Genomic DNA, 23,035 nt, shown 5'->3' with positions numbered 1-23,035 from the left:
TCTAAGAAAGAAAATTGCCGCATAAAGGCAATTTTGCACCCAAAATAAAAAAACTTAAAACAAAACAAAATCTAGAAAAATAAAAAAACCGTCTCAATTTAAGTTATGAGACGGCTTCTTTTTTTCCTTTTTTGGGCGTTCGAGCAGGCTTTTCGCTGCAATATCGTTTGTACTTTTTGCAAATGCCAGTCGCTTTACCGGCTTTCGCTGTCGCCCGCAAAGCTTCCGGCATTTTCCAAAAAGTACGGCACTTTATTTCCGCTGCAATCCTTAACGCAGCAATCGTTTCCCCAAAATCGTTCTTTACTAAAATTGAAAACCTACGCCCACTTGCAACACCGAATTTTTAACATCTACATCTTCTATAATGTCTGTTAATCCGTAATTATATCTTCCGTAAAGGAAAAAACCTGCATCCGATTTGAAGGTTAAGCCACCTACAACAGAAAAGTCGTAATCGGCTGCTTGATCAATTTCAAAATCACCCGGGTTGTTGTTCGGATCGGTGTCAATTTCTTCGTTCGCTTTAAAGCCAAATTGCGGTCCAGCTTCAATAGATAAACCTTTTAACAGATAAATCTTTGCCAAAACCGGTACGTTAATATAGTCTAATTGATACTCAATTTTGTCGTTTGCCCCACCGCCAAAACCATCAAACTCAGATTCAAAACCCTGACTTGAATATACGGCTTCAATTTGTAAGGCAAAACGGCTAGTGATCGGAAATTCAGCGAGAGCACCCACGTGAAAACTAGTTCGAGCATCCGGTGAGTCGAATTCATCACCTGTTACAGTTGCGTAATTTAATCCGCCTTTTACACCAAAATTAAACGACGAGCTCGGAGTAGTACTGTCTTGTGCAACTGCCGACTGCACAAATACTGCGAATACCATGGTTCCTAAGATTTTTAAACTTTTCATAATTGCAATTTTAAGATTACCCGACAAAGGTATCGGCAGTACTGAGCTACCGCTTTATGTCATTTACGAAAAGAATTGTACAATTTCCGAACGATTTACTAGCTTCGCTGAATGACTAATTGGGCTTCCTACATAAAATCGTACACCGATTATCTGCGAATCGAACGCGGGCTTAGCGCCAACACGCTTGTGAATTACCGTTTCGATCTCGAAAAACTGACGCGCTATCTGGAACAAAACAACATGAATATTTCGCCAGTAGCAATCGAAGCTGCCGATTTAGAGGCCTTTCTTTACCACATGGCGCCACAAATTAATGCCCGCAGTCAGGCGCGTTTGATATCAGCTTTGAAAAATTTCTTTAATTTTCTTGTTTTCGAAGAATACCGAAAAGATTCGCCGATGCAACTCATCGAAGCGCCGAAATTGGGACGGAAACTGCCCGAAACTTTATCGCTAACCGATGTTAATAATCTGGTGAACGCTATCGATCGAAGTACTGCCGAAGGCCAACGAAATGTTGCCATACTCGAAACGCTGTACGGTTGCGGCTTGCGTGTTAGCGAAGCGGTTACGTTACGAATGTCCGATTTGTTTCCGCAAGAAGGTTTTATACGTGTTGTCGGCAAGGGCGATAAACAGCGATACATTCCTTTAGCCGACGCTACCTACAAGTTTATTCGCATTTACATAGAAACGATCCGCAAACAGATGAATCCAACGAAAGGAGATGAAGATATACTGTTCTTGAATCGTCGAGGCAAACGACTAACGCGCGCCATGATTTTCACGATCATCAGACAAGCCGCCGAACGCGCTGGTATAAAAAAAGTGATAAGTCCGCACACACTTCGCCACTCCTTTGCCACTCATTTACTCGAAAATGGTGCCGATTTGCGCGCTATTCAATTAATGCTCGGACACGAATCTATTACTACTACCGAAATTTACGTTCACGTCGACCGAAGTCATCTTAAAAAAACAATTGAAGCTTTTCATCCAAGAAAGTAAATTTAGCTTCTGTTTTGCAATAACTTTCTTCAAATTTGCTATTCTTGTTAAAAAAATATGGCACGAACTTCTAAAAGCTTTTTTGGAATAGCAGTAGCGGTTGTTTTCTTCGTTTTAATTCTTTCGGCTGTAGTTTTTATTTTGGAAGGAAAGAACGATTCTGCTAAGGCACAGAAAATAATAGCTTTGGAAGGCGGAGTAACTATTACTGTTTCACCATGCCATTTTTTTGATTTAAGAAATAGCTCGTACCACTTTTCGTGGAATGAAATTAAAGTAAAGAACTGTAGTATAGACCGTACAGTTGGATTGATTCTTCAAGACGAGCCACTCGACAAAAAGCTCCGAATTAAAGTAGGTAAATTTGAAAAATTCGATCTTCATATTCTAAAAAAAGAAGGTGAGTTAACCGAGAATGAAGCTTTATTAGCGCTTCAACGTGCGGGTTTACTGGAGCGCGTAAAAAAATGATTTTTCTTAAAAAACTAAACTCAAGTGTAAATCAAATCAGCAACATATTTATAGAAAATTAAGGATATAGCTGTATCATCGAAAACTTTTTTTGTTTATTTGTGCGAATAAGTAAACGATATACAATAAATGTCTGAATTTCGGCAATCCGAAGAAATGTTCCGCGATCAGCGCGAAGCTTTTTTAAGTAAGCTATTGTCGCAAATTCCGGATTTGATTTTTCAGATGACTGCTCATCCCGACGGTCGTATTACTTTTCCATTTCTCAGCGACGCCGTTTACGAGCATTTTGAACTCACTAAAGATGAGGAAGATTTGTATGTAAACGAACTTCTTGGTTTAAAAATTATAGACGAAGATTTGCCCGGCTTTTTTGACTCTCTAGCTGAGTCCAAAAAAACCTTACAGCCCTGGAATTTCGAGTTTCGTAGTCGTTTACCCATCAAAGGCCTTCGGTATTTTCGCATTCGGGCTACGGTAGAACGCGATGCGAACGATTGCTATCAATTTTACGGCCGCGTAAACGATAACACCACGCAACGCATTCAAGCTTTAAAATTGAAAATTTCAGAAGAACGCTATCAATTTGCTTTGGAAGCTTCGTCGGAAGGAATTTGGGATTGGGATGTACTTTCAGACACAGTTTTCTTTTCTTCCCAATCCATGAAAATGCTCGGATTCGAAGAAAAAGACGTGGTATTACAACGAACGTTTTGGGATAGCCGACTACATCCCGACGATCGGGAAACGTATCAAAACGACATCGACAAACATTTCGAGGGAGCTACGCCGTATTATGAGAATTTACAGCGTATTATGGACTTCAACGAGCATTATAAATGGATTTTAAGTCGCGGGAAAATCGTATTTCGCGATTCCGCCGGAAAGCCAAAACGCGTAATTGGAACGCACACCGATTTCAGTTTTCGCATCAAGCAAGAAGAAGAGCTTAAGAAAACTTTAGAAATACTCAGCGAACAAAATAAACGATTGCTGAATTTTGCACACATCGTTTCTCACAATTTGCGCAGTTACGCCGGTAATTTTGAAATGCTACTCGATTTGTATGACGAAGAAACCGATGAAGAAATTCGCAACCAAAGTTTGATGTTTTTGCGGTCAAATTCGCGCGAGCTTTCCCAAACAATCGATAATCTGAAAGCTTTGGTCGACATACATTCCGACTTAAAGCCGATCAGACGCCATCTAATTCTGGCAGAGTATGTACATAAAATGATTGCTTTACTCAGTGAAGAGTTTGCTAAACACGAAGTTGAATATGTTGTAGATATTCCATGCGACTTCACAGTGCTTTATAATCCGGCTTATCTAGAGAGTATTTTGCTGAATTTTTCCACTAATGCAGTCAAATATTCACACCCAAATCGCAAGCCCTTGATTAGATACGAACTAAGTTATGAAGATGGAAAAAGCGTTCTTTCGATTAAAGATAATGGCTTAGGAATCGATTTGAAATTGCATCAGAACAGTATCTTTGGAATGTATAAAACCTTCCATAAGCATCCAAATTCGCGTGGTTTGGGACTGTTTATGTCTAAAAATCAGATTGAAGCCATGGGAGGAACAGTTAAAGTGAACAGCGAAGTTAATGTAGGGACGGAGTTTAAAATTTATTTCAATGAGTAATGCGAAAAAAATCTATGTCGTCGACGACGACAAGATTTATCACTTTATACTAAAAACGTTTTTTAAGAAAAATAACTTAAATGTAGAACCCGAGTTCTTCGAGAACGGCTTAGAAGCAATACAATATCTTAAAACACAATTAAAAGCAGGAAGTGAAATTCCCAAGACAATACTCTTAGATTTAAACATGCCCATTATGGATGGTTGGCAATTTTTAGAAGAGTTTCGAAATTTAAAAAGCCAACATGATTTCGCAATTGATGTGTATGTAGTTACTTCATCTAACGATCACAGCGATCTAGAAAAAGCTGGGAAGTTTGAAAACGAAATCGTAAAGTACCTCTTGAAACCAATAAACGATTCGCTTTTAGGGATTCTATCCTAAATAACCGCAAAATTTCCAAAGTCGTAAAAGAGTAAATTTCCCACTTATCATTTGATTTTTAAACAATGCGACGTGTTTAAAAACTAGTGCGCAATTCTATACATCTTTTTACCTTTGCGCCATGCCGAAAGAACTGCTCGTACAAGTACCACCCGAAATTGCCGCAAATTCAGAATTGATAAAAAGTCATGCTGCCCGATTGTTGCAACTACCAGCAAGCCAAATCCAGTCGTGCGCTGTTTTAAAACGCTCTATTGATGCGCGACAGAAGCAGATAAAAATCAATTTAAAACTCGATATCCGATTCGTTGGTGAGGCACCTTTCGAGCGCCTAATTACTTTACCAGACTATAAAAATGTAGCTAATTCGAAACCGGTTGTAGTTGTGGGTGCGGGTCCAGCCGGATTGTTCGCCGCTTTACAATTAATAGAATTGGGTTTAAAGCCTATTGTTATTGAAAGAGGTAAGGATGTGCAGGCGCGTCGTCGAGATCTAAAAGCTATAAACCGGGATCATTTGGTAAACGCAGAGTCGAATTACTGTTTTGGCGAAGGTGGTGCAGGAACGTATTCCGACGGGAAATTGTACACCCGCTCCAAGAAACGTGGCGACATCGATCGTATTCTAAACCTGCTTGTTGCATTTGGTGCTACGCCCGAAATATTGGTTGAGGCTCATCCGCATATCGGAACCAACAAGCTTCCACAGATTATTAAGGATATTCGCGAATGTATTATCGCTCACGGCGGAGCAGTGCTTTTTGAAACGAAACTTACCGATTTGATTGTAGAAGATAAGCGGGTTAGGGGAGTGGAAGTAAACGATAATCAGCGTATTGAAACTGAAGCTGTTATTTTAGCAACCGGACATTCAGCCCGAGATATCTTCGAGCTTCTTCATCGAAAGAAGATTTTGATTGAGGCGAAACCTTTTGCTTTAGGTGTTCGAATCGAGCATCAGCAACGTTTAATTGATCAGATTCAGTATTCCTGCGACGATCGTGGACCGCTGTTACCACCCGCTCCTTACAGTATCGTAAAACAGATAAACGGCCGCGGAATGTACTCGTTTTGTATGTGTCCGGGCGGCGTTATTGCGCCTTGTGCAACGGCTCCCGGCGAAGTGGTTACCAACGGTTGGTCGCCTTCGAAACGCGATCAAGCTACGTCGAACAGTGGTATTGTTGTAGAGTTGGGATTGGAAGATTTCAAACCTTTTGCCAAATTTGGGGCCTTGGCCGGATTAGAGTTTCAAAAACAAATTGAACAACAAGCATGGAAATTGGCGGGCGAATCGCAGCGCGTACCAGCACAGCGTATGGCCGATTTTACCCAGCGTAAAGTATCTGCCGACATTCCAAAAACATCCTACGTTCCCGGAACAACTTCAGTCGAATTAGGCGAAGTTTTTCCAAAATTTATTACGGAAACGCTACGTGCTGGATTTATTGAATTCGGAAAAAGTATGCGCGGCTATCTGACCAATGAAGCCATTTTGCATGCACCAGAATCGCGAACTTCAAGCCCGGTGCGAATTCCAAGAGACTCCCAAACGCTACAGCATCCCGAAATTGCAGGCTTGTATCCTTGCGGAGAAGGTGCGGGTTTTGCAGGTGGAATAATTTCTGCGGCTATCGATGGGGAAAAATGTGCCCGAGCGATCGCGTTAAATCATTGATTTAAGTCTCGCACAGTTTTTTCAGGTTTGTTTTTTAGTAATCGGTTGTGCTGTTCATTTAGGTACACGTGAATTTCGAAAAACAAATGTTGTGAAAAGCCTAAATAAACAGTTTTGAACAATGCGGTATTGGTATCTTTGTGAAAAGTTAAATTATTTTACAAATCAATCTTAGAATTCTAGTCGATGCCAGAAGAGTTAGTTATTTTAGTAGATGAAAACGACGTACAAATTGGCTTAATGCCAAAGCTTGAAGCCCACGAAAAAGCGGTTTTACATAGGGCATTTTCTGTGTTTGTACTGAATGCTAAGAAGGAAGTAATGTTGCAACAACGAGCGGCACATAAATATCATTCGCCTTTACTTTGGACAAATACCTGCTGTAGTCATCAGCGTGAAGGCGAAACCAATATTCAGGCCGGAACTCGCAGGCTGCGCGAAGAAATGGGCTTTGAAACGCCACTAACCGATGTCTTTCATTTTATATACAAAGCGCCCTTCGATAACGGACTAACCGAGCACGAACTCGATCATGTTTTAATTGGCTTTTACGAAGAGGCACCAGAAATTAATCCCGAGGAAGTAGCCGATTGGAAATGGATGTCTATTGAAGCTATCAAAACCGATATGCAAGCACAACCCGAGCTATATACAGCTTGGTTTAAAATAATTTTCAACGAATTTTATCACTACTTCGAAACACATAACATCACAAATTCATGAGAGTTACCGTAAGCCGACACGCACATTTCAACGCCGCGCACCGTTTATACAGAAAAGATTGGACGTTCGAGAAAAATCAGGAAGTTTTTGGAAAGTGCAATAATCCGAACTATCACGGTCATAATTACGAGCTTATTGCAGCTGTTACCGGTGAAGTAGATCCCGAAACAGGCTATGTGATTGATGTTAAGATTCTAGCAGATATCATCAAAGCAGAGGTGGAACAAAAGTTTGATCATAAAAACCTAAATTTGGACTGCGAAGAGTTCGCAGATTTGAATCCAACGGCCGAGCATATTGCTTACGTGATTTATCATAAGGTAAAACCAAAGCTGCCCGAGCACCTCGATTTGAATATCACACTTTATGAAACACCAAGAAATTTTGTAAGTTATGACGGAAGGTAATTTCCAACCCTATCCACTTTTTTTTCATCCGATATTTCAATACCGTATTTGGGGAGGAGAAAAATTAAAAACGCTTTTCAATAAAGCAATTCCAGACAACAGAACCGGCGAAAGTTGGGAACTCAGCGGTTTAAAAGAAGCGCCCAGTGTTGTTTCCAACGGCGTTTATTCGGGAAAAAACATCAACGAATTGTTGGAACATTTTGGGGTTGAAATCCTCGGAGAATCCGTCGTAGAAAAATACGGCAGCCAACTTCCGTTACTTTTTAAGCTACTAGATGCTCGCGAACAGCTTTCCATTCAAGTACATCCGAACGATGAATTAGCCCAGCAGCGCCATAACAGCTTCGGGAAAACCGAAATGTGGTATGTAGTGCAAGCCGACAGCGGATCGGAGCTAATAGCCGGATTCGAAAAAAATACTTCAATAGACGAATTCAAAACAGCGCTAGATTCCAGTACCGTCACACAACTGATGCGTCACCACGAAGTGCAACAAGGCGACACCTTTTTTCTGGAAACGGGAACTGTTCACGCGATTGGTGCAGGCATCGTCATTGCCGAAATACAGCAAACATCAGATATTACGTACCGTATTTATGATTTCGACCGCATCGATCAAGACGGTAAGAAGCGGCAGTTACACATCGAAGAATCGCTCGATGCGATAAATTTTAATGCCAACAACCCGAAAGTCGACAAGAGTGCAAAAGCAGCAAATATTCTCGTGGAGTGTCCGTATTTTAATACGTACGAGGTTCAATTAAAAGCAGGTGCAAACTACATCGTTGAAAAACGCGGCGTTTTTTCTGCGTTTATGCTTGTTAGTGGTGCAATCGACATTTATTTTAACGACAGTGTTATTGGTGTTTCAGCGGGTCAAACGTTCTTAATTCCTGCTGCAATCAACGACCAAATTATCTTTAAAGGAGCGGGCACATTTTTAGAGGTTTTTGTTGGAAGCTGATTCTGAACAATAAAAGTGTACCTTTGCCGCCAAATTAGCTGAAATTATTATGGCAAACGTTAGAAATTTAAAGAAGGATATCAATTTTGTATTGGGAGATATCATTGAGGCAGTGTATCTAAATGAGATCGCTACTGCAGGAAAACCAACTGTAGAATCAAATGCAATTATCGAAGAAGCACTTGCTGCATTCGACCATTTGATCGCAAAAGTGAATGCAAAGAATGTGGAAAATAAAAAAGCGCATTTCAAACAAATTAATGCCGAATTAGAACAAACTGCAAATCAATTGATTACTAAAATCAACGCTTTGGCGTAGTTTTTTCTGAAAAAAAATCTCAAAAATTTTTTGCAAATATCAAATCCGCTCCTATATTTGCACCCGTATTGAGATGCCGGTGTAGCTCAGCTGGCTAGAGCAGCTGATTTGTAATCAGCAGGTCGTGGGTTCGAGTCCCTCTATCGGCTCAATAAGAAAGTCGCCTTCTTCAGGGCGACTTTTTCTTTTTCCTGCTATTCCATTTTCGAGGTTTTTTATTTGGGCAGCATTTCCGGCTTTCGGCTGTATCTTTTTATTCCGCGTTGCTCCATAAAAAGGACGCCGCCTCTATCCGGGCTGCGAAAATCGTTACCGAGAAATTGGTGCTTGATCGTTTTGAAGGGCGGTGCCATTTTTCAGGCGGCTTGATACGTTCTGTGTTTTCCTCATCGGCCAAACATTCCAAAAATTCTGAGAGCTTCGCCGTTTTCTGTGCGATTAAAAGCTGGTGCGTGATCTTGTCGAACTCAGCGTATCGAAGGCGGAAGATTTTTTTGAGACACTAGTCCCGATAGCTATCGGGATTGCGACGTTCACCACTTAACGTATCGTTTTTCCCAACCCAAACCACGTCTCGTTGGTGCCTGAGCTTGTCGAAGGCTTTTTTAGAAGCTAGAAGTTAGAAGTTAGTCCCGATAGCTATCGGGATCGCGACGGTTGCCATTTTACGTATCGTTTTGCCCTAATGAACCCACTTATCGTTGGAGCCTGAGCCTGTCGAAGGCTTTTTTAGAAGCTAGTCCCGATGGTTATCGGGATTGCGACGTTTGCCACTAAACGTATCGTTTTGCCCAACCCAAACCACGTCTCGTTGGTGCCTGAGCTTGTCGAAGGCTTAACCGCAAAGGACGCGAAGATTTACGCAAAGTTCGCAAAGCGGTTTTTTGTAGTATTAAGTATTAAGACTTCGCGACGTTCACCACTTAACGTATCATTTTGCCCGCCTGAGCCAACGTATGGTCGGAGCCTGAGCCTGTCGAAGGTTCAATCTTTCAATCTTTCAATCTTTCAATCTTTCAATCTCGAAATCTTTGAAATCTCTGAAATTTACGGTTTTTCCGTAAAATTTATTTCTGGAAATTTCGTACGTGGGAATCGCTCCCCATCCCACCCGCCCCCATCGAGGCGAAGTTTTGAAAAAAAATCGACATACCATTACGGGTTTTCCGCATATTTTTTCTGAAGTTCGAAAACAACACGTATTTTATTGTTCGACAGTTAAGATGATTCGTTAAGTGGTAACGATCTTCGCGGCCGTGACTGCAATGTAAATACAGCCGTAACCGCGGTATGTGAAGGCGGTTTTGGAGCAGCGACCAGCGGAAGCTGTTACAAAAGCGTGCCTGAACCACCGCTGTTAGGTTGTATTGCAATGAAAGGCGCGAAATGCCGCCCAAATAATCAATGAATTATGCGTAAACGAAATACGATTTCGAGAAATTCGATATGTTTATATCGCTAACGGTTCTCTTACATTAATTTTCTAGAGCGTCAGTAGTTGTTTTAGACCACTATTGCTGCTCTACTTGCTTGCGCATTTCGTACAACTTTTGGAGTTTTTTTCCGTCGCGCGTTTTAAGCACTTTTGGATCTAAGTTCTTGTAAATAGTGTCTAAGTATTTGAACGACATATCGTAAAGTTCGGTCGTTACAATGAAGGGAACTACCTCTTTATCTCGGTGGTTTAAAGAGAAGTTGATACCCATGAGGTAAATCTTTTTTACAATATCTTTCGAAGCCTTGTCGATGCTGTCTAAGCGATACGTTTTGTTAAATCGTATGGCATTTAGCCGTTGTTGCTGTAAATCGAGATTTATATTTCGATAGCGCGACTGGATTTTTTTGTACTCTTCCAGCAACTTTTGATTTTCGCTGCCTGTAATTTTAGCGTCGGCGTAAAAGGCTTTTAAGTTCGTCTCAATGTTTATTTTTCCTTTTTCGGCAAAAAACGGAAGCATATCATCAATAGAGTTGGTTGCGCCGCGATCTAGGTAGAGAAATAGCATCTTGGGTGCATCGATATTCACGTCGAATTCAAAGTTAGAATCGCCATCAATAATTAATGAATCGATCGTTACTAAGGAGGTATCTGCTTGTTCTTTCAAATACAGTTTTCCTGTTTTCAAATCTTTAATAGTTCCCGTAATCAATAAATTCCCGGTTGCCTTCTTGTCGTCCTTACAAGAAACTAGTGCCAACGCCATCAAAGCGGCTATAAAAATGTGTCGCATGCTTGTTAAATTTCGGTTCGCAAAATAACTATTTACGTGTTGATTCACCTACTTTTTCCAAACAAAAAAGCGTCGCTTTTAAGGGCGACGCTTCTAAAATCTTCACGTTAAATTATTTCTTAAGCCATGCTTGTTTAAGACCGTCTTTTGATTTGTCGGTTGCCGCGAATCCTTGTGCTTTTTCTTTTGGAAGAATTACTTTTCCTGTTGCTGTTTTTTCAACACCATCGCGTTTGTATTTGATGGTAATGGAATCGTTATCTTTCCACGTCTGACTCACATTTATCAAATCGTAGATGTTATCTAGATTATAATTTACATCATTAAACGATAGTAAAATATCATTGCCCTGGATTCCTAAACTGGTAAAAAATGATGAAATTTCAGGTAAAGCAAGAAGGTAAATCTCTTTGGTTTGCGGGTTTACAGAGATCATTGGGCTTTGTCCTTTTATAAAAGGGTTTCCGCTAACTTCGGTTTCTTGTGGCGTCACACCAACTTTTGCTAATATCGCATTGTAATCAATTGGTGTTGTTCCTTGAACGTGCTTAATTAAAAAGTCTTTTACCTCAGGATAGGTGATTTCGGCAATTTTATCGAACAGCTCATTGTCGTTAAATGCTTTCTTGGTTCCGTAAATTTCAGATAACTTTTGCATCATGTCTAAGATGCCGCGTTGCCCGTTGCTTTTTTCACGGATGATGATGTCGATACACATACCAATGAGCGCGCCTTTTTCGTACACGTTTACATACTGCGTTTTGTACGGTTCGTCTAGCACATTTTTACTCATTACGGTAAACGACATGGAGTCGTCCATCTGTGCAGCATTTTTGATTTTTCCACTTATTCTTTTGTAGAAGTCTTCTTCAGAAATCAAGCCCTGATTAATTTGGAATAAGTTGGCAAAGTACTCGGTAACGCCTTCGTACATCCAAAGGTGTTCCGACATTTTTGGGTTTGCGAAATCGAAGTCTTCAATTTCTTTGGAATGAATGGTTAATGGTGTAACGATATGGAAAAATTCATGGGAAACCACATCGCGCATCGATTCGTTCATTTGATCGAGTGGAAGTGATTCGGGCATCACTACTGTTGTAGAAGTGGGATGTTCTAAAGCGCCAAATCCTTTTGCGTCGTCGGCTTGTAAGTCGGATAAATACAGTAATACCGCGTATTTCTTTGTTGCATTAAATTTGCCTAAGAATTGTTTCTGTGCGGTCATCATGCGCTTCATTTCAGGCTCGAGCATCTTAGCGCTGAAGTTCCCTTTCGGGGAATACACAGCGACAATGATGTCCATATCACCTACTTTAAAAGTAACGTAATCGGGTTTGCTGTACATGATCGGATTTTCGATCAGTTCGGCGTAGCGTGCCGCAGTGAACAAATCGGCTGTATTCGAAGCATCCGCATCGGTCATGGATGTTGCACCGTATAAATTTTCTGGATGTGTAACTTTCAATGTGTAAGGAACGCTCATTAAGCCATCCACATAGCCTATGAATCCGTGTGTGTTCAATAAAAAGTTAGCACCTTCCAAGATATTGGTTCCTGCAGGCGAGAAAATTTCTTCGCCAAATTGTCCGCCTTTTTCTTGATCGAAAGTGTCGTTTACGTAATAGGTAATCGACTTAAGGTTTTTAGCATCGCTTATTTTATACGAGTTTTCATCGATTTTCTCTACTTTAAGATCGTTGTTCTTCTTGTCTACAGCTTTGAAATCGAAGACGTATTTCCCGTAGTTTGCCGTGGAATATGTTCCGGGAATTGTTTTAGGTAAGCGATAAACAATTTCCGAACCAAGTTTACCTTCGAAAGTAACCTGAACGGCCAATGCATCGTTTTTAACTTCGTTTAAATTTATCGAAGTATTAATTTTTGTGACCCCCGCTTTTTGTGCCAGGACAGCTTGTTGCCCCATACCACAAACGAGAACAACGGCTAGAAATAGCTTTTTCATGTACGTTCTTGATTTTAGATTTTCAAGTAAGTACACATTTTGAGCTAATTGTTACACTATTTGTTGCAGAATGTGAAAACAGCGGTAATCAATTCCGGCGATATGGCTTTAGTTTGGTCGTTGTAAGAAGCTACATTTTCTTCTTGCGAATTCACGATTTTTAAAACGTGATTCATTTTTTCGATCAAAACGGGCTTGTCGACTTTAGCGGCTGTGGCCAATAGGTTAGCGTCGGAAGTTGGAACTTGTAAATCGGCCGTTCCTTGCACAATTAAAATAGGTGCAGTTACTTTTGCTATTTCAGCCGACGGGTTGTACTTAAACCAACTGATAAGGTAGGGTTGTACCGACTCGCGAAAAATGCTTGCCAACATCTGATTTTCAAGCTTAAATGTTTCTCCTTTGTTTAGTTTATCAACGGCTTTTTGAACATCTTCTCGTAAAAAAGGAGCCTGTTTTGCGATTTGCTCTACCAAAAGAACACCAGCTGCTTGGGCCGGACCGGAAAGCGATACGTAGCCGCGCAGTTTGGTTAATTTGGAATCCTGTGCGGTAACCGACATTACTAAAGCACCTTCGCTATGGCCGAGTAGGTAGATTTTCTTTACTTGCGGAAGCTGTTGGAAATGCAGTGCCACAGCTTTTGCATCGGTAATCATGTCTTCAAAATTCAATGACGCTTCGTCGAAATTTGGATTTTTAGCGAGTACAAAGAAGCGTTTGTCGTAACTAAAAACGGCGATTCCTTTTTTGGCGAGTTCTTCAGCAAGAAACTTGATGCTGTTGCTTTCTGCTCCGTATTGGTTTCCGAAGCGATCGGTTGGTCCGCTTCCCACCGAAACAATCAGTACGGCATTGTAGTTGGCGTTGGTTGAAAATAACGTTCCCGTGATCAGGTCGTTGATTTTAATTTCAGTTTGGGAAACTGATTGCGCAAGACTTAATGAACTGCACAAAAGCAAGGCAATTTTGAGGAATTTCGACATGATAAAGGAACTTAGCGTTTGCTAATTTTGTTGTTAGAGATGTTTCGTTGGCGCGTGCATTTGAATCGATCGACATCGTCGGTTCTTAGTTTTGCGTGTTTTGTTGCACGACCTTGAACGCGTTCACGCCACAGTCGGAAGCTCGATGGCTTCATTTCCCGACGCATAATCTCGATAGTTTCTTGTTCTGAAATACCAAATTGAAGTTTAATGGCGTCGAAAGGAGTTCGGTCTTCCCATGCCATTTCAATAATCCGATCTATTTGGATTTCCGATAAATCTTTATAGGTTTTCATGTCCGCAAAGATACAAACTAATCAACGTGAGTGCGACATAAAAATTTTTGTTAGATTGCTGAACCTGATATAACTACATTATTCATGGAAAATTCGCGACTACTATTTTTTGATGCTAACCGGTTAAACAGCCGTTTTCGTCGTTGTGTTTTTTTCGATACCTCTGCATCCCAAAGAAAACGCTCTTAAGTATCAATTATTTAGATGATTTCTACCTTCGATTTTTCTATCGAACGCACGTTAATCAAATTTATTTTTGATATAATATTTACCGTCTAACTCGTCGTCAAAATCGTCGTAACGAATAGGTTTTGGCTTTGGTTTTGCCGCTTGGGCTTTCTTTTTCCAAAGTTCAAACTTGTCTGCAGTGAGTTTCGATTTCATAAAATCAATAGTTTCATTTGCCGACCAACCAAAGTCTTTTTTTATGATTTCCAGCGGATTCTTTTCCTCGAGTGCCAGACTCATAACTTTTTCAATTTGCTCGCGAGTCAAATCGCTGTGTTTACTCTTTTTCATTGCAGAAAACTCAAATCAAAATCAAAATGTTGTCAATAGTATCCCAATATTACTAAAAAATTGATTTTAGTGTATCAGCTCAGTGAAAATTATTTTGTCTGACGCTTTTTTTGGAAGGGAATGATAAGTAAATTACGTAAAGTGCTGTGATCATTTTCGTTAGGATGCGTGTCTAGACCGAAATCAATCTGACCCGGAGCTAAATGCATATAGGTGCCAAATACGTAATCCCAGGTTGAAAAGATGTTTCCGTAATTCGAATCGGTATGTGGCAAATACATGTGGTGGTGTACTTTGTGAAAATCTGGCGTTACAAACAATTTGTTGAGCACGTTTTCAAGCTTCCGCGGAAGCGAAATATTTGCGTGATTAAACTGACTAAAAACCACGGAAAGCGACTGATACAGAAAGACCATCCACATCGGTGTTCCGAGTAACAGCACACCAAAGACGGTAAATAAAAAACGGATGACACTTTCTCCTGGATGATGCCTGTTGGCGGAAGTAGTGTCCAAATAAACATCGGTGTGGTGAATGATGTGAAAACGCCACAACAGCGCCCATTTGTGCTGTGTGAAATGAGCTAAATACGCTCCAAAAAAGTCGAGTAAAAAAATACCGACAAACGTGTACAACCAAAGGGGCATTTCGGGTAACACGTGCAGCAAGCCAAAATCGTATTTGTGCGTGAGGTTTGCGGCTTCCAACAACAGAAACGCCAAAACAAAATTTACTAGAATGGTTGTTCCTGTAAAAACGAAATTAATTACAGCATGCGACCATTTTTTGTAAGCAAAATTCGCTGCGGGCTTTACGTTTTCGATTAGCCAAAAAAGGGCAATTCCGCCAGCTAAAATACCGGCTCTGTGGTACGATTCTATATGTTTAAAGAACTCAATGATAGCTTCCATGAAATTTATACATTTTTTCAAATATACCAATTTATACAAATCACTTTAGTCCTCTGAAAGTAAGGTTAATTCGTGGGCCAACTTCTTTTGTGGTTTTTGGAATTTGATGTTTCCAAAAGTGTTGCATACTGCCTTTCATCAATAGTAAACTGCCGTCTTCCAATTCCAAATTTATCCTTTGATCGCTTAGTGTATTGTGCTTGAGTTGAAACTTCCGACTAGCACCGAAACTCAGCGAAGCTATCACCGGATTTCGCCCCAACGCACTTTCGTTATCCGCATGCCAACCGTTACTGTCGGCTCCGTTGCGGTATAAGTTTAAAAGTACCGTCGAAAATGAGTTTTCAGCACGTTGCTCGACCTTCTCTTTTAAATGCGTAAGCAGCGGTGTCCAACGGTGTGGTTGCATCACGATACCCGAGTAGCCGTATGGTTTTCCTTCATTTCCATAAAGCGCCGTTAATCGCGGTTGTTGGTACATTTTTCCGAAGATTCGAATCGGATCCGATTGCCAAAGGGTTTCGTGCAGTAATTTCTCGAACAACGTTGCGCACTCTTCCTGGTCAATAAATCCAGGAATGTAAACCAATTCGCCGTCGGGAATATCGAAGTGTATCGGATCTGGTGCAAATAACATATTTATCGGAACTTCAATACAGATTATTGTTTCTATCGTCTTGTACTATTCAACGCAAAAGCCCTTGCTTTTAGATAACTCGTTTTAGCCGAGTTTTGCTTTTCGGTTAATCAGCACAACCGCAACCAAAATTAAAACAATTCCTAACCACTGGAAACCGCTTACGCTTTCGTTCAGTAAAAAGAAAGCCATCAAAACCGAAACAGGCAATTCGAGCGAAGCTACAATACTTCCTAAACCTATTCCTGTGAGCGGAAATCCTTTATTCAATAAAATCGGTGGAATAACTGTGCCGAATAAAGCGAGTATAATTCCCCAAGTGTAAAATATTTCAAAATTAAACGGCGTAGATTGTGTGGCGAGGGCAAACGGAAAAACCATGCAAGCACCGCCAATGAGCATCCAAAAGCTCCGTTTTTCGGAAGCTGCACCCGTTGCAATACTGTTTGCAGTAAACATAGTTGTAGTGAACGAACAGGCCGCTAGAAATCCGAGTGCGAGTCCGCGCCAATCCGGAATATCTTGTGCTTCAAAAGCTTTCGTGGCAAGCAAGGTTCCGAATAAAACCACGGCGATAGCTAGTAGTTTAGCAGTCGATGGTTTTTGCTTGCGCAGAATAGCCTCTAAAGCTACGCCAATCCATACCGTTTGCATCAACAAAACAATGGCAATGGAAACCGGAATAAATTTAACCGATAGATAATAAAAAATGCTGGTAAGTCCTGTAGAAGTACCAGCAATGATTAGTGATTTTATTTCTTTGGATGTCGGACTCGGTTTTTGAATTTTCGATTTGCCATTTATCCAAACAAGAAGTGCCGTGAAAAGAATTCCTAATGCGAATTGCGAAGTGGTAACCTCAGCAGTTGTAAAACCTATGCCGCTATCCGATTTATCTGCGTAAGCAAGTTTAACAAAAGTGGCCAGCATGCCGTAAACTGCCGCACCTGCTCCTACAAACAGCACTCCTTTCAATACATTTTTTTGTTCCATGCGAAAAATTAAGTTCGCAAAGGTACTTTTTTCAGCTATTGAAAAACTTAATACGTTCCATTCGCATTCCAAAAGGTACGTTTCCGCTCGGAAAGGTGTACGAAACCGATTTGCCAACTTTGAGTTTTACGGCTTGTTCGCCCGGCGTTGCAGCAATAGTGGCGTCGAGTGCGGCCTCCCATTTTTGGTCGATGGTTATTTCCACGGCACCGTAATACAGTTCAGTAACCATATACGCACGTCGTAATCCGGTGCGATATTTGTCCCAGTTTTTTGCTTTGAGCTGATCGAGCAGTCGGTCGATGATGATGCGATCGCGGTTCGGAATACTTTTGCCAGTGGCTTCCAAAACCGAGAATCGCGCATTTTTAACCATGTCTAACTTCGCATCGAGTTTGGCTAACTGCGGAATCCCCAATTGTATGGCATCGTCAGTTTCAAGTTCTACACTTTCCTGACTAAAAGCAGCTTCAATACGCGGCAACGATCGGAATCGCTCTAAGTACTCGTCGCATTCGTCTAAACTGATTAAATCCTCAGCTACAAACGCATTGAAGATATAATTCGGCATACCTTTTCGCTCAAACGAGGGTTTATCAAACCAACCGCCGTCCCAGACGCATTTTCCGAGGGTTAAGTCGGCCAATGCTGCCGGAATTAGTTCTACATCGTATTTTCTGTAAAAGTCTCTTGCATTCATAAACGTTCGTATTAGTTTTTTATCTTACGAAGGACGGAAAGTATCGGCAAAAAAAAATCCCTACTTGTAGGGATTTTTTGCTTTTCGAAGTTATATTTTAATATGACCCCAATTTTCGCCTTTCTTGATTCGGAACAACTGCATTTCGCTGATGTTGAATTGTCTAGCAAGGGCACGCAATTTAATCTTGCGATTTGGATCGGCTAAGATTTTTTTCAACTTCACTACATTGGCAACAGTTAATTTACGACCGTCGCTTTTAATGTTGTGCTGAATGAGTTTGCGTCTGGCTTCTTGTACATGTGGACTCTTGTTTCCGTGGTCCAACATTTCCTGGTATGTTGCAAACTTCAAGTTTTCAAGTCGGTCGTTTGCACGCTTGTAATCCAAGTGCAATACGTAGGTGTGATCTTCGCTAGGTCTTTCTAAGAAAGCTTCAGCTACTAGTTTGCCTACAAAAAATACTTTCGACTTTGGACTAACATCGTCGTTCACTTTTACAGGGAGCACACGATATCCGTCGCGCTCACCACCTTTTAAAATTTTACCGTCTGTCATCTCTCTGGAAAAACTTAAAATTCTTCCAAAATTTGAGACAGCATAACGAACACGTGTCTTGTGACCTAGGAAAATCTCCCTAAACTCTTCTCCAGATAATCTTCTGTATCTCATAAGGTTCTTTTTTTGTTTGGTTATTCTTAATTAGTTAGAGGGTTTAAACTTGAAAAAAAATTGAATAATTGTTAATATTTAAATCTTTAATAAATAAACACACGAATACTCAAAAATAAATTCAAAACAAAGTTACGATTCCAAATGTTAAAAACAACATGTATTTCATCGAAAAAAGGTTTTTCCGTAAAGAAAACTAAGTTTTTTTTCGTAAGGAAGCGTATTTGCTGAGTCGAGCAGCAAAATAAATTTTGTTTAACGATGTAAAAATGAGTAAATTACTCCGTTAAATGAAGATATTTATGCAAAATTTCACATTTTCAGCAAGCCAGCTACGGCAACTTTTGGAGCTAAATAGCTTTCCTTATTCCAGAACCGAAAAGCTCATTTTTGGATTGAGAGGCTGCCTCGCAACAGCAGCTAATCCCGCTATTTTTAAGACGGAGCACAAAATCCAAACCACCGAAGTCAATTACGAAAATCCGCGTTGCCTAATCGGTATTTTTAATCCACTTACCGAAAAAATGGCTCTCTATCCGGGCAGTACCGTTCCGCACTTAAAATACATGAAAAAGCAACAGGCAGGAACAGGGCGCGCCAATGCCATGCAATCCGGATTTTACGCGTACTACGAAAAAGGTTTTCACAATCCAAGTATCAACGGCGCACATCAAGCCCTGCGTTTAGCTACTAATATTGTGTTGCGACGAACTACGAACGATCTTGTTTTCGCCAACGACGATGCTATTGAAATCGGTAACCCAAACGACAACATTCACGCAGCCTACGGCGAAAGTCTTACAGGAGGGTACAGCAGCGCAGGTTGCCAAGTCATCTTGGGGCTTCCGAATTCAAAAGGTCGGAATTTTGCACCCAACACCAGCTACTGGAAACTCTTTCACGATGCCGTTTACAAAGATTCCCCAGCTCAAAATCGTTTCTGTTACGCCTTGTTTCGCGGCGCCGACGCCCAGTTTATCGCGCAAAATCCCGAGGCAATACAAATCCGTTTACGTTTCGGTTCTAAAGGTCCGCATGTGATTCAACTCCAAAAACGATTGCAAGAACTCGGATTGTTTCAAACCAATATCGACGGCGATTTCGGAAGAAACACCTTGCTCGCCGTTCTCGCGTTCCAAAAACTACACTTTCCCGCAAAAGATATCGATGGAGTAGTGGGAAAACAAACAGCTCTAAAACTAAATTTGAATTTACCTACGCTGTAGTTTATTACCAGCGCTGTAAGGTCTGAAAAAAATGAAGTCATCCCTCTGCTAAGCTGATAATTGTCATGTTTTCATGCGATTGCCGCCGCTACATTTGCTCAAAAAAGATCATGAATCTCTTTGATAAATACAACACGGCTGCACCGCGCTACACTAGTTATCCCACTGTTCCTTATTGGGATGAAACTACTTTTTCGACCGCAGTAGCTCTTGAACGCTTGCAACAACAACTCGAAACCGAAAACACGCTGAGTTTGTACATTCACTTGCCTTTTTGCGAGCGCTTGTGCACGTTTTGCGGTTGTCACAAATACATTACCAAACGCCATGAAGTCGAGCAACCTTATATAGAAGCGCTGCTTAAAGAGTGGCATCTTTACCTCGAATTACTGCCCGCAAAACCTGTTTTAAAAGAACTGCACTTGGGCGGAGGCACACCAACCTTTTTCAGTCCGTCGTCGTTAGAGCAATTACTCACCGAAATTACCAACACCGTTCAGATCGATGCAGCGGCCGAACTTGGTTTCGAAGGACATCCGCATTCCACTTCTGCACAGCATTTGCGTATTTTGCGCGGCTTCGGATTTTCACGAGTTAGTTTTGGCGTGCAAGATTACAACCCGCACATACAACAGGCTATAAACCGACAACAAACCTTTAACGAAGTGGCCAAAGTGAGTTTCATGGCGCGCGAATTGGGCTACAAAAGCGTTTCGCACGATCTGGTTTACGGGCTTCCTTTTCAATGTGAAAACGATATTATCGACAGCATCGAAAAAACCACCATTTTACGTCCGGATCGGATTTCGCTGTATAGTTACGCACACGTGCCGTGGGTAAAAGGTACCGGACAACGCGGTTTTAAAACATCCGATTTGCCCGAGGGCGCTCAAAAACGCAAACTGTACGAAATAGCCCGAGAACTCTTGCTCGAAAACGATTATGTGGAAATTGGCATGGACCATTTTGCGCTGCGCACCGACGATTTGTTTCGCGACAGTGTAACTGGACAGCTTCACCGAAATTTTATGGGTTATACAACCGCCAAAGCCGCCGTGCAATTGGGCTTGGGCGTTTCGGCGATTGGGAATTCGACAGCGGCCTTTATGCAAAACACCAAAGATTTGAAAACCTATTATAAGTTACTCGAAAGCAATACGTTACCTGTGGTGAAAGGGCATTTACTCAGCAGCGAAGATCTGTGCATACAGCAACACATTTTAAACCTCATGTGCCAGTTACAAACGACCTGGACCGACGAGCTGTTTCGGTACATAGATTTTCAAACCTTAAAAAGCAGTTTGCGAACTTTTATTGCAGATGGTTTGCTCGAGCTTACCGAAACCGGCATACAAGTTTTAGAAGCCGGCCGACCCTTTTTGCGTAGCATTTGTTTGGCCTTCGATTTGCGGTTGCAACGAAAATGGCCCGATACCAAATTGTTCTCCTCGGCAGTATAGTTTTTTCTTTTTTAACTCAGGTTTTTTAGGGCACATCCTGCCGTGAAAAATCTGGTAGCGCGGAATTAACGTGGGTTCGACATAAAAATATTTATTAGATCGCTTGTAATGAGGACTTTAATTATAAGAAAATAATTTTCACGCAGGATTTTTTAAAGCTAACCATTTAAACAGTCGCTTACGGCGTTGTATTTTTTTGAGATACCTCGGTATCCCAAAGAAAATACGCCTTGTAATCAACTGTTTAAATGATTTCTAATTTCGATTTTTACATCGAGCTCACGTTATTTGCAATCCGCGCAAAAACTTAGTGTACGGCAGGTCGGGCTGTACACTGCAAGGCGCACCAGCAAACAGCGTTTCAGCCGCGTTTTGCTTCGGCTTCTGGGGTCGCCGCACCGCCACGGGCTTTAAGCGCTTTCGCTTAGCACGGCTTTCCGTTGCCATCCCTTGTGCGGAAATGAGTGCACGGACGTATCGTTGCAGATTTACGTAATTAATTGAAAGTAAGTTTAAGTGCGGATTTGGAAATGGACAGTTTTAGGGATATGTATTAGAATGAAAGGCTAGCCAATTATGTGTTTTTGTTCTTTTATTCCAATTTCCATTCAACCAAAACTAAAGAGATAATGGCGTGCGGCCACAGTTCATAATTAACTAATTTAGGAAGTACTGGTATAATCGAAGTGTTTACCCACTGTTCACTCTTGGGACTAAACATAAATGCTTGATATGAGAGTTTTTTTTCGAATGGATTTCGAACACTTAAATTCGTTCTAATGTTCTTTCGATCTTCAGCACTTTGACTAAAATTAATTTCGATCGTTTTTGATGGATTTAAATTTTTTTCAACCACCTGCATTTTATGAATGCTATCACCTTGTATTTCACACTCCACAAACAACGTTTCTCCACAGTAGATTTGCAATATTTTTTCTTTAACAAAATACCGACTGGCGGGAATATCAGTTATATACTGATCAGTCTCGTTTGCGGCAATCTCAAGTTTAAGGGCAGCACGTTCTACTTTTTCATTTTGACCGCTGGCACTTAAACAAACTGTTGTTAAAAGCACAAGCAAAAAAAGGTGCGCATAATTGATAACTAATGGTCGACTTAGATAATTATTTGTTCTCATGAATGCTTTTTTTAATAACGAACAAATGCTCTACTAAATTATGTACAAATTGCAACTTGCGATACTTTTCTATAAAACATCCAAATCCAGCTGTCGGTTTTCGGCGGCGGCTTTTTTGTCTTTTGAAATTCCGATCGCAAAACCGATGGCCATTCCAATTGGAAATCCTGTGCCAAGTAAGCCCATGTTGTTTAACGCAAAACCAATAGAAACGCCAATAGGGATGCCGATACCACTCATGCCAAAAAGCATAAACAAGAAACGATAATGATTTTTAGGAACCCATTTCAACTCTTTTTCGACGCGTTGTAAAATAAGTGCCTGTTGTTTAGCTACGAATCGGATTCGTTTTTTCTCCGGCAAAACCGAACTGTTAATTCGATCGATGCATTCGTTTACAAAAGCTTCGATGCTTGCTGGTACCGTTCGATTGCTAAGTTCGCTGAGTAATTTCTCGAAAACAGCAATCGTTTTTTTGTCTTCTTTATTTTGGAAATCGCTCGATTTGAGTTGAAGTGTTGTGAATGGCATGGTTACTTAGGTTTGTGGTTGTGCGTAAAGGTACGAGTCATTTTTGATTTTCTGGAAGAGACCAATAGTGATGACGCTACAATTCTTATTCATCGTTTTTACAATTTTCCCCGGTAACGTTCCCCCGGCCCCGATTGCAGTGGAAATAAAGCCAAAGTGGTGGCGTGTGCGGGCGTTTTTGGCGCGGCGACCAGCGGAAGCCCCGCCAAAAGCTGCCCAAACCGCCAACGCGAAGGCGGTATT

At 41.0% G+C, this 23,035-nt stretch carries 25 protein-coding genes and 1 tRNA gene; 12 read left to right on the top strand and 14 right to left on the bottom strand.

Features of this window, described 5'->3' with window-relative positions; translation table 11 throughout:
• Positions 1 to 306: 306 nt before the first annotated feature.
• Positions 307 to 921, bottom strand: coding sequence for a porin family protein (locus Q0064_RS04495; RefSeq protein ID WP_298144921.1), 615 nt, complete (start codon positions 919 to 921; stop codon positions 307 to 309).
• A gap of 111 nt (positions 922 to 1,032) precedes the next feature.
• Here Q0064_RS04495 and xerD point away from each other — a divergent pair, with 111 nt between their 5' ends.
• From xerD to Q0064_RS04445, 10 genes are all read left to right on the top strand, one after another.
• A complete protein-coding gene (gene xerD, locus Q0064_RS04490; RefSeq protein WP_298144918.1) occupies positions 1,033 to 1,932 on the top strand; it encodes a site-specific tyrosine recombinase XerD in 900 nt (299 codons plus the stop codon).
• Positions 1,933 to 1,989: 57 nt separating this feature from the next.
• A complete protein-coding gene (locus tag Q0064_RS04485) occupies positions 1,990 to 2,403 on the top strand; it encodes a hypothetical protein (RefSeq protein ID WP_298144915.1) in 414 nt (137 codons plus the stop codon).
• A 129-nt stretch (positions 2,404 to 2,532) separates the two neighbouring features.
• Complete coding sequence (locus Q0064_RS04480) at positions 2,533 to 4,050, top strand: PAS domain-containing sensor histidine kinase (RefSeq protein ID WP_298144912.1); 1,518 nt, start codon at positions 2,533 to 2,535, stop codon at positions 4,048 to 4,050.
• Entirely contained in the window at positions 4,043 to 4,435 is a 393-nt protein-coding gene (locus tag Q0064_RS04475) for a response regulator (protein ID WP_298144909.1), read from the top strand. The genes Q0064_RS04480 and Q0064_RS04475 overlap by 8 nt, the downstream gene beginning before the upstream one ends.
• A 121-nt stretch (positions 4,436 to 4,556) precedes the next feature.
• On the top strand, positions 4,557 to 6,113 hold the full coding sequence (locus tag Q0064_RS04470) for an FAD-dependent protein (protein ID WP_298144906.1): 1,557 nt from the start codon (positions 4,557 to 4,559) through the stop codon (positions 6,111 to 6,113).
• Positions 6,114 to 6,299: 186 nt separating this feature from the next.
• Positions 6,300 to 6,836 carry an isopentenyl-diphosphate Delta-isomerase gene (idi, locus tag Q0064_RS04465; RefSeq protein WP_298144903.1) on the top strand — a complete coding sequence of 179 codons (537 nt, stop codon included), beginning with the start codon at positions 6,300 to 6,302 and terminating at the stop codon, positions 6,834 to 6,836.
• Entirely contained in the window at positions 6,833 to 7,243 is a 411-nt protein-coding gene (locus Q0064_RS04460) for a 6-carboxytetrahydropterin synthase (RefSeq protein WP_298144901.1), read from the top strand. Before idi ends, Q0064_RS04460 begins: the two co-directional genes overlap by 4 nt.
• Positions 7,230 to 8,210 carry a type I phosphomannose isomerase catalytic subunit gene (locus Q0064_RS04455; protein WP_298144898.1) on the top strand — a complete coding sequence of 327 codons (981 nt, stop codon included), beginning with the start codon at positions 7,230 to 7,232 and terminating at the stop codon, positions 8,208 to 8,210. The genes Q0064_RS04460 and Q0064_RS04455 overlap by 14 nt, the downstream gene beginning before the upstream one ends.
• Before the next feature lie 49 nt (positions 8,211 to 8,259).
• The gene (locus tag Q0064_RS04450; protein ID WP_298144895.1) at positions 8,260 to 8,529 is read left to right on the top strand and encodes a hypothetical protein; all 270 of its coding nucleotides are present in this window, start codon (positions 8,260 to 8,262) and stop codon (positions 8,527 to 8,529) included.
• 75 nt (positions 8,530 to 8,604) lie between these two features.
• Positions 8,605 to 8,678: transfer RNA gene (locus Q0064_RS04445), tRNA-Thr, on the top strand.
• Positions 8,679 to 10,040: 1,362 nt separating this feature from the next.
• Here the strand turns inward: Q0064_RS04445 and Q0064_RS04440 are convergent.
• The 10 genes from Q0064_RS04440 to Q0064_RS04395 all read right to left on the bottom strand — a co-directional run bounded on the left by Q0064_RS04440 (position 10,041) and on the right by Q0064_RS04395 (position 18,437).
• A complete protein-coding gene (locus tag Q0064_RS04440) occupies positions 10,041 to 10,760 on the bottom strand; it encodes a DUF4369 domain-containing protein (protein WP_298144893.1) in 720 nt (239 codons plus the stop codon).
• 112 nt (positions 10,761 to 10,872) lie between these two features.
• On the bottom strand, positions 10,873 to 12,723 hold the full coding sequence (locus Q0064_RS04435) for a peptidase M61 (RefSeq protein ID WP_298144890.1): 1,851 nt from the start codon (positions 12,721 to 12,723) through the stop codon (positions 10,873 to 10,875).
• 56 nt (positions 12,724 to 12,779) lie between these two features.
• On the bottom strand, positions 12,780 to 13,709 hold the full coding sequence (locus tag Q0064_RS04430) for an alpha/beta fold hydrolase (protein WP_298144887.1): 930 nt from the start codon (positions 13,707 to 13,709) through the stop codon (positions 12,780 to 12,782).
• An 11-nt stretch (positions 13,710 to 13,720) separates the two neighbouring features.
• Positions 13,721 to 14,005, bottom strand: coding sequence for a TIGR03643 family protein (locus Q0064_RS04425; protein WP_094485810.1), 285 nt, complete (start codon positions 14,003 to 14,005; stop codon positions 13,721 to 13,723).
• A 240-nt stretch (positions 14,006 to 14,245) separates the two neighbouring features.
• Entirely contained in the window at positions 14,246 to 14,524 is a 279-nt protein-coding gene (locus Q0064_RS04420; protein WP_094485811.1) for a DUF2805 domain-containing protein, read from the bottom strand.
• An 89-nt stretch (positions 14,525 to 14,613) separates the two neighbouring features.
• The gene (locus Q0064_RS04415) at positions 14,614 to 15,435 is read right to left on the bottom strand and encodes a sterol desaturase family protein (RefSeq protein WP_298144880.1); all 822 of its coding nucleotides are present in this window, start codon (positions 15,433 to 15,435) and stop codon (positions 14,614 to 14,616) included.
• 40 nt (positions 15,436 to 15,475) lie between these two features.
• The gene (locus tag Q0064_RS04410; protein WP_298144877.1) at positions 15,476 to 16,072 is read right to left on the bottom strand and encodes an alpha-ketoglutarate-dependent dioxygenase AlkB; all 597 of its coding nucleotides are present in this window, start codon (positions 16,070 to 16,072) and stop codon (positions 15,476 to 15,478) included.
• Between the two features lie 84 nt (positions 16,073 to 16,156).
• The gene (locus tag Q0064_RS04405; RefSeq protein ID WP_298144874.1) at positions 16,157 to 17,065 is read right to left on the bottom strand and encodes an EamA family transporter; all 909 of its coding nucleotides are present in this window, start codon (positions 17,063 to 17,065) and stop codon (positions 16,157 to 16,159) included.
• 31 nt (positions 17,066 to 17,096) lie between these two features.
• Positions 17,097 to 17,765 carry a hypothetical protein gene (locus tag Q0064_RS04400; RefSeq protein ID WP_298144871.1) on the bottom strand — a complete coding sequence of 223 codons (669 nt, stop codon included), beginning with the start codon at positions 17,763 to 17,765 and terminating at the stop codon, positions 17,097 to 17,099.
• A gap of 90 nt (positions 17,766 to 17,855) precedes the next feature.
• Positions 17,856 to 18,437: a helix-turn-helix transcriptional regulator gene (locus Q0064_RS04395; protein WP_094485816.1), complete on the bottom strand. Its 582-nt coding sequence runs from the start codon at positions 18,435 to 18,437 to the stop codon at positions 17,856 to 17,858.
• Between the two features lie 290 nt (positions 18,438 to 18,727).
• On the opposite strand from Q0064_RS04395, the gene Q0064_RS04390 reads away from it, so the two are divergent.
• Both Q0064_RS04390 and hemN read left to right on the top strand, forming a co-directional pair.
• Positions 18,728 to 19,663 carry a peptidoglycan-binding domain-containing protein gene (locus Q0064_RS04390; protein WP_298144866.1) on the top strand — a complete coding sequence of 312 codons (936 nt, stop codon included), beginning with the start codon at positions 18,728 to 18,730 and terminating at the stop codon, positions 19,661 to 19,663.
• A gap of 110 nt (positions 19,664 to 19,773) precedes the next feature.
• Positions 19,774 to 21,123, top strand: a complete 1,350-nt coding sequence (gene hemN, locus Q0064_RS04385; protein ID WP_298144863.1) for an oxygen-independent coproporphyrinogen III oxidase — start codon at positions 19,774 to 19,776, stop codon at positions 21,121 to 21,123.
• Between the two features lie 592 nt (positions 21,124 to 21,715).
• Here hemN and Q0064_RS04380 read toward each other — a convergent pair.
• The 3 genes from Q0064_RS04380 to Q0064_RS04370 all read right to left on the bottom strand — a co-directional run.
• Positions 21,716 to 22,261: a hypothetical protein gene (locus Q0064_RS04380; protein WP_298144861.1), complete on the bottom strand. Its 546-nt coding sequence runs from the start codon at positions 22,259 to 22,261 to the stop codon at positions 21,716 to 21,718.
• A 69-nt stretch (positions 22,262 to 22,330) separates the two neighbouring features.
• Complete coding sequence (locus Q0064_RS04375) at positions 22,331 to 22,792, bottom strand: hypothetical protein (protein ID WP_298144859.1); 462 nt, start codon at positions 22,790 to 22,792, stop codon at positions 22,331 to 22,333.
• 6 nt (positions 22,793 to 22,798) lie between these two features.
• The coding region (locus Q0064_RS04370) for a hypothetical protein (RefSeq protein WP_298144856.1) at positions 22,799 to 23,035 on the bottom strand (237 nt) is incomplete at its 5' end.

Source organism: Flavobacterium sp. (assembly GCF_027490375.1).
Lineage (GTDB): Bacteria > Bacteroidota > Bacteroidia > Flavobacteriales > Flavobacteriaceae > Flavobacterium.
Note: the sequence above shows the minus strand (reverse complement) of the source record. Positions and strands in the feature narration are given on the sequence as shown.

Coding starts and splice junctions, on each gene's coding strand:
- Q0064_RS04495 (WP_298144921.1), bottom strand. CDS start 921: ATGAAAAGTTTAAAAATCTTAGGAACCATGGTATTCGCAGTATTTGTG.
- xerD (WP_298144918.1), top strand. CDS start 1,033: ATGACTAATTGGGCTTCCTACATAAAATCGTACACCGATTATCTGCGA.
- Q0064_RS04485 (WP_298144915.1), top strand. CDS start 1,990: ATGGCACGAACTTCTAAAAGCTTTTTTGGAATAGCAGTAGCGGTTGTT.
- Q0064_RS04480 (WP_298144912.1), top strand. CDS start 2,533: ATGTCTGAATTTCGGCAATCCGAAGAAATGTTCCGCGATCAGCGCGAA.
- Q0064_RS04475 (WP_298144909.1), top strand. CDS start 4,043: ATGAGTAATGCGAAAAAAATCTATGTCGTCGACGACGACAAGATTTAT.
- Q0064_RS04470 (WP_298144906.1), top strand. CDS start 4,557: ATGCCGAAAGAACTGCTCGTACAAGTACCACCCGAAATTGCCGCAAAT.
- idi (WP_298144903.1), top strand. CDS start 6,300: ATGCCAGAAGAGTTAGTTATTTTAGTAGATGAAAACGACGTACAAATT.
- Q0064_RS04460 (WP_298144901.1), top strand. CDS start 6,833: ATGAGAGTTACCGTAAGCCGACACGCACATTTCAACGCCGCGCACCGT.
- Q0064_RS04455 (WP_298144898.1), top strand. CDS start 7,230: ATGACGGAAGGTAATTTCCAACCCTATCCACTTTTTTTTCATCCGATA.
- Q0064_RS04450 (WP_298144895.1), top strand. CDS start 8,260: ATGGCAAACGTTAGAAATTTAAAGAAGGATATCAATTTTGTATTGGGA.
- Q0064_RS04440 (WP_298144893.1), bottom strand. CDS start 10,760: ATGCGACACATTTTTATAGCCGCTTTGATGGCGTTGGCACTAGTTTCT.
- Q0064_RS04435 (WP_298144890.1), bottom strand. CDS start 12,723: ATGAAAAAGCTATTTCTAGCCGTTGTTCTCGTTTGTGGTATGGGGCAA.
- Q0064_RS04430 (WP_298144887.1), bottom strand. CDS start 13,709: ATGTCGAAATTCCTCAAAATTGCCTTGCTTTTGTGCAGTTCATTAAGT.
- Q0064_RS04425 (WP_094485810.1), bottom strand. CDS start 14,005: ATGAAAACCTATAAAGATTTATCGGAAATCCAAATAGATCGGATTATT.
- Q0064_RS04420 (WP_094485811.1), bottom strand. CDS start 14,524: ATGAAAAAGAGTAAACACAGCGATTTGACTCGCGAGCAAATTGAAAAA.
- Q0064_RS04415 (WP_298144880.1), bottom strand. CDS start 15,435: ATGGAAGCTATCATTGAGTTCTTTAAACATATAGAATCGTACCACAGA.
- Q0064_RS04410 (WP_298144877.1), bottom strand. CDS start 16,072: ATGTTATTTGCACCAGATCCGATACACTTCGATATTCCCGACGGCGAA.
- Q0064_RS04405 (WP_298144874.1), bottom strand. CDS start 17,065: ATGGAACAAAAAAATGTATTGAAAGGAGTGCTGTTTGTAGGAGCAGGT.
- Q0064_RS04400 (WP_298144871.1), bottom strand. CDS start 17,765: ATGAATGCAAGAGACTTTTACAGAAAATACGATGTAGAACTAATTCCG.
- Q0064_RS04395 (WP_094485816.1), bottom strand. CDS start 18,437: ATGAGATACAGAAGATTATCTGGAGAAGAGTTTAGGGAGATTTTCCTA.
- Q0064_RS04390 (WP_298144866.1), top strand. CDS start 18,728: ATGAAGATATTTATGCAAAATTTCACATTTTCAGCAAGCCAGCTACGG.
- hemN (WP_298144863.1), top strand. CDS start 19,774: ATGAATCTCTTTGATAAATACAACACGGCTGCACCGCGCTACACTAGT.
- Q0064_RS04380 (WP_298144861.1), bottom strand. CDS start 22,261: ATGAGAACAAATAATTATCTAAGTCGACCATTAGTTATCAATTATGCG.
- Q0064_RS04375 (WP_298144859.1), bottom strand. CDS start 22,792: ATGCCATTCACAACACTTCAACTCAAATCGAGCGATTTCCAAAATAAA.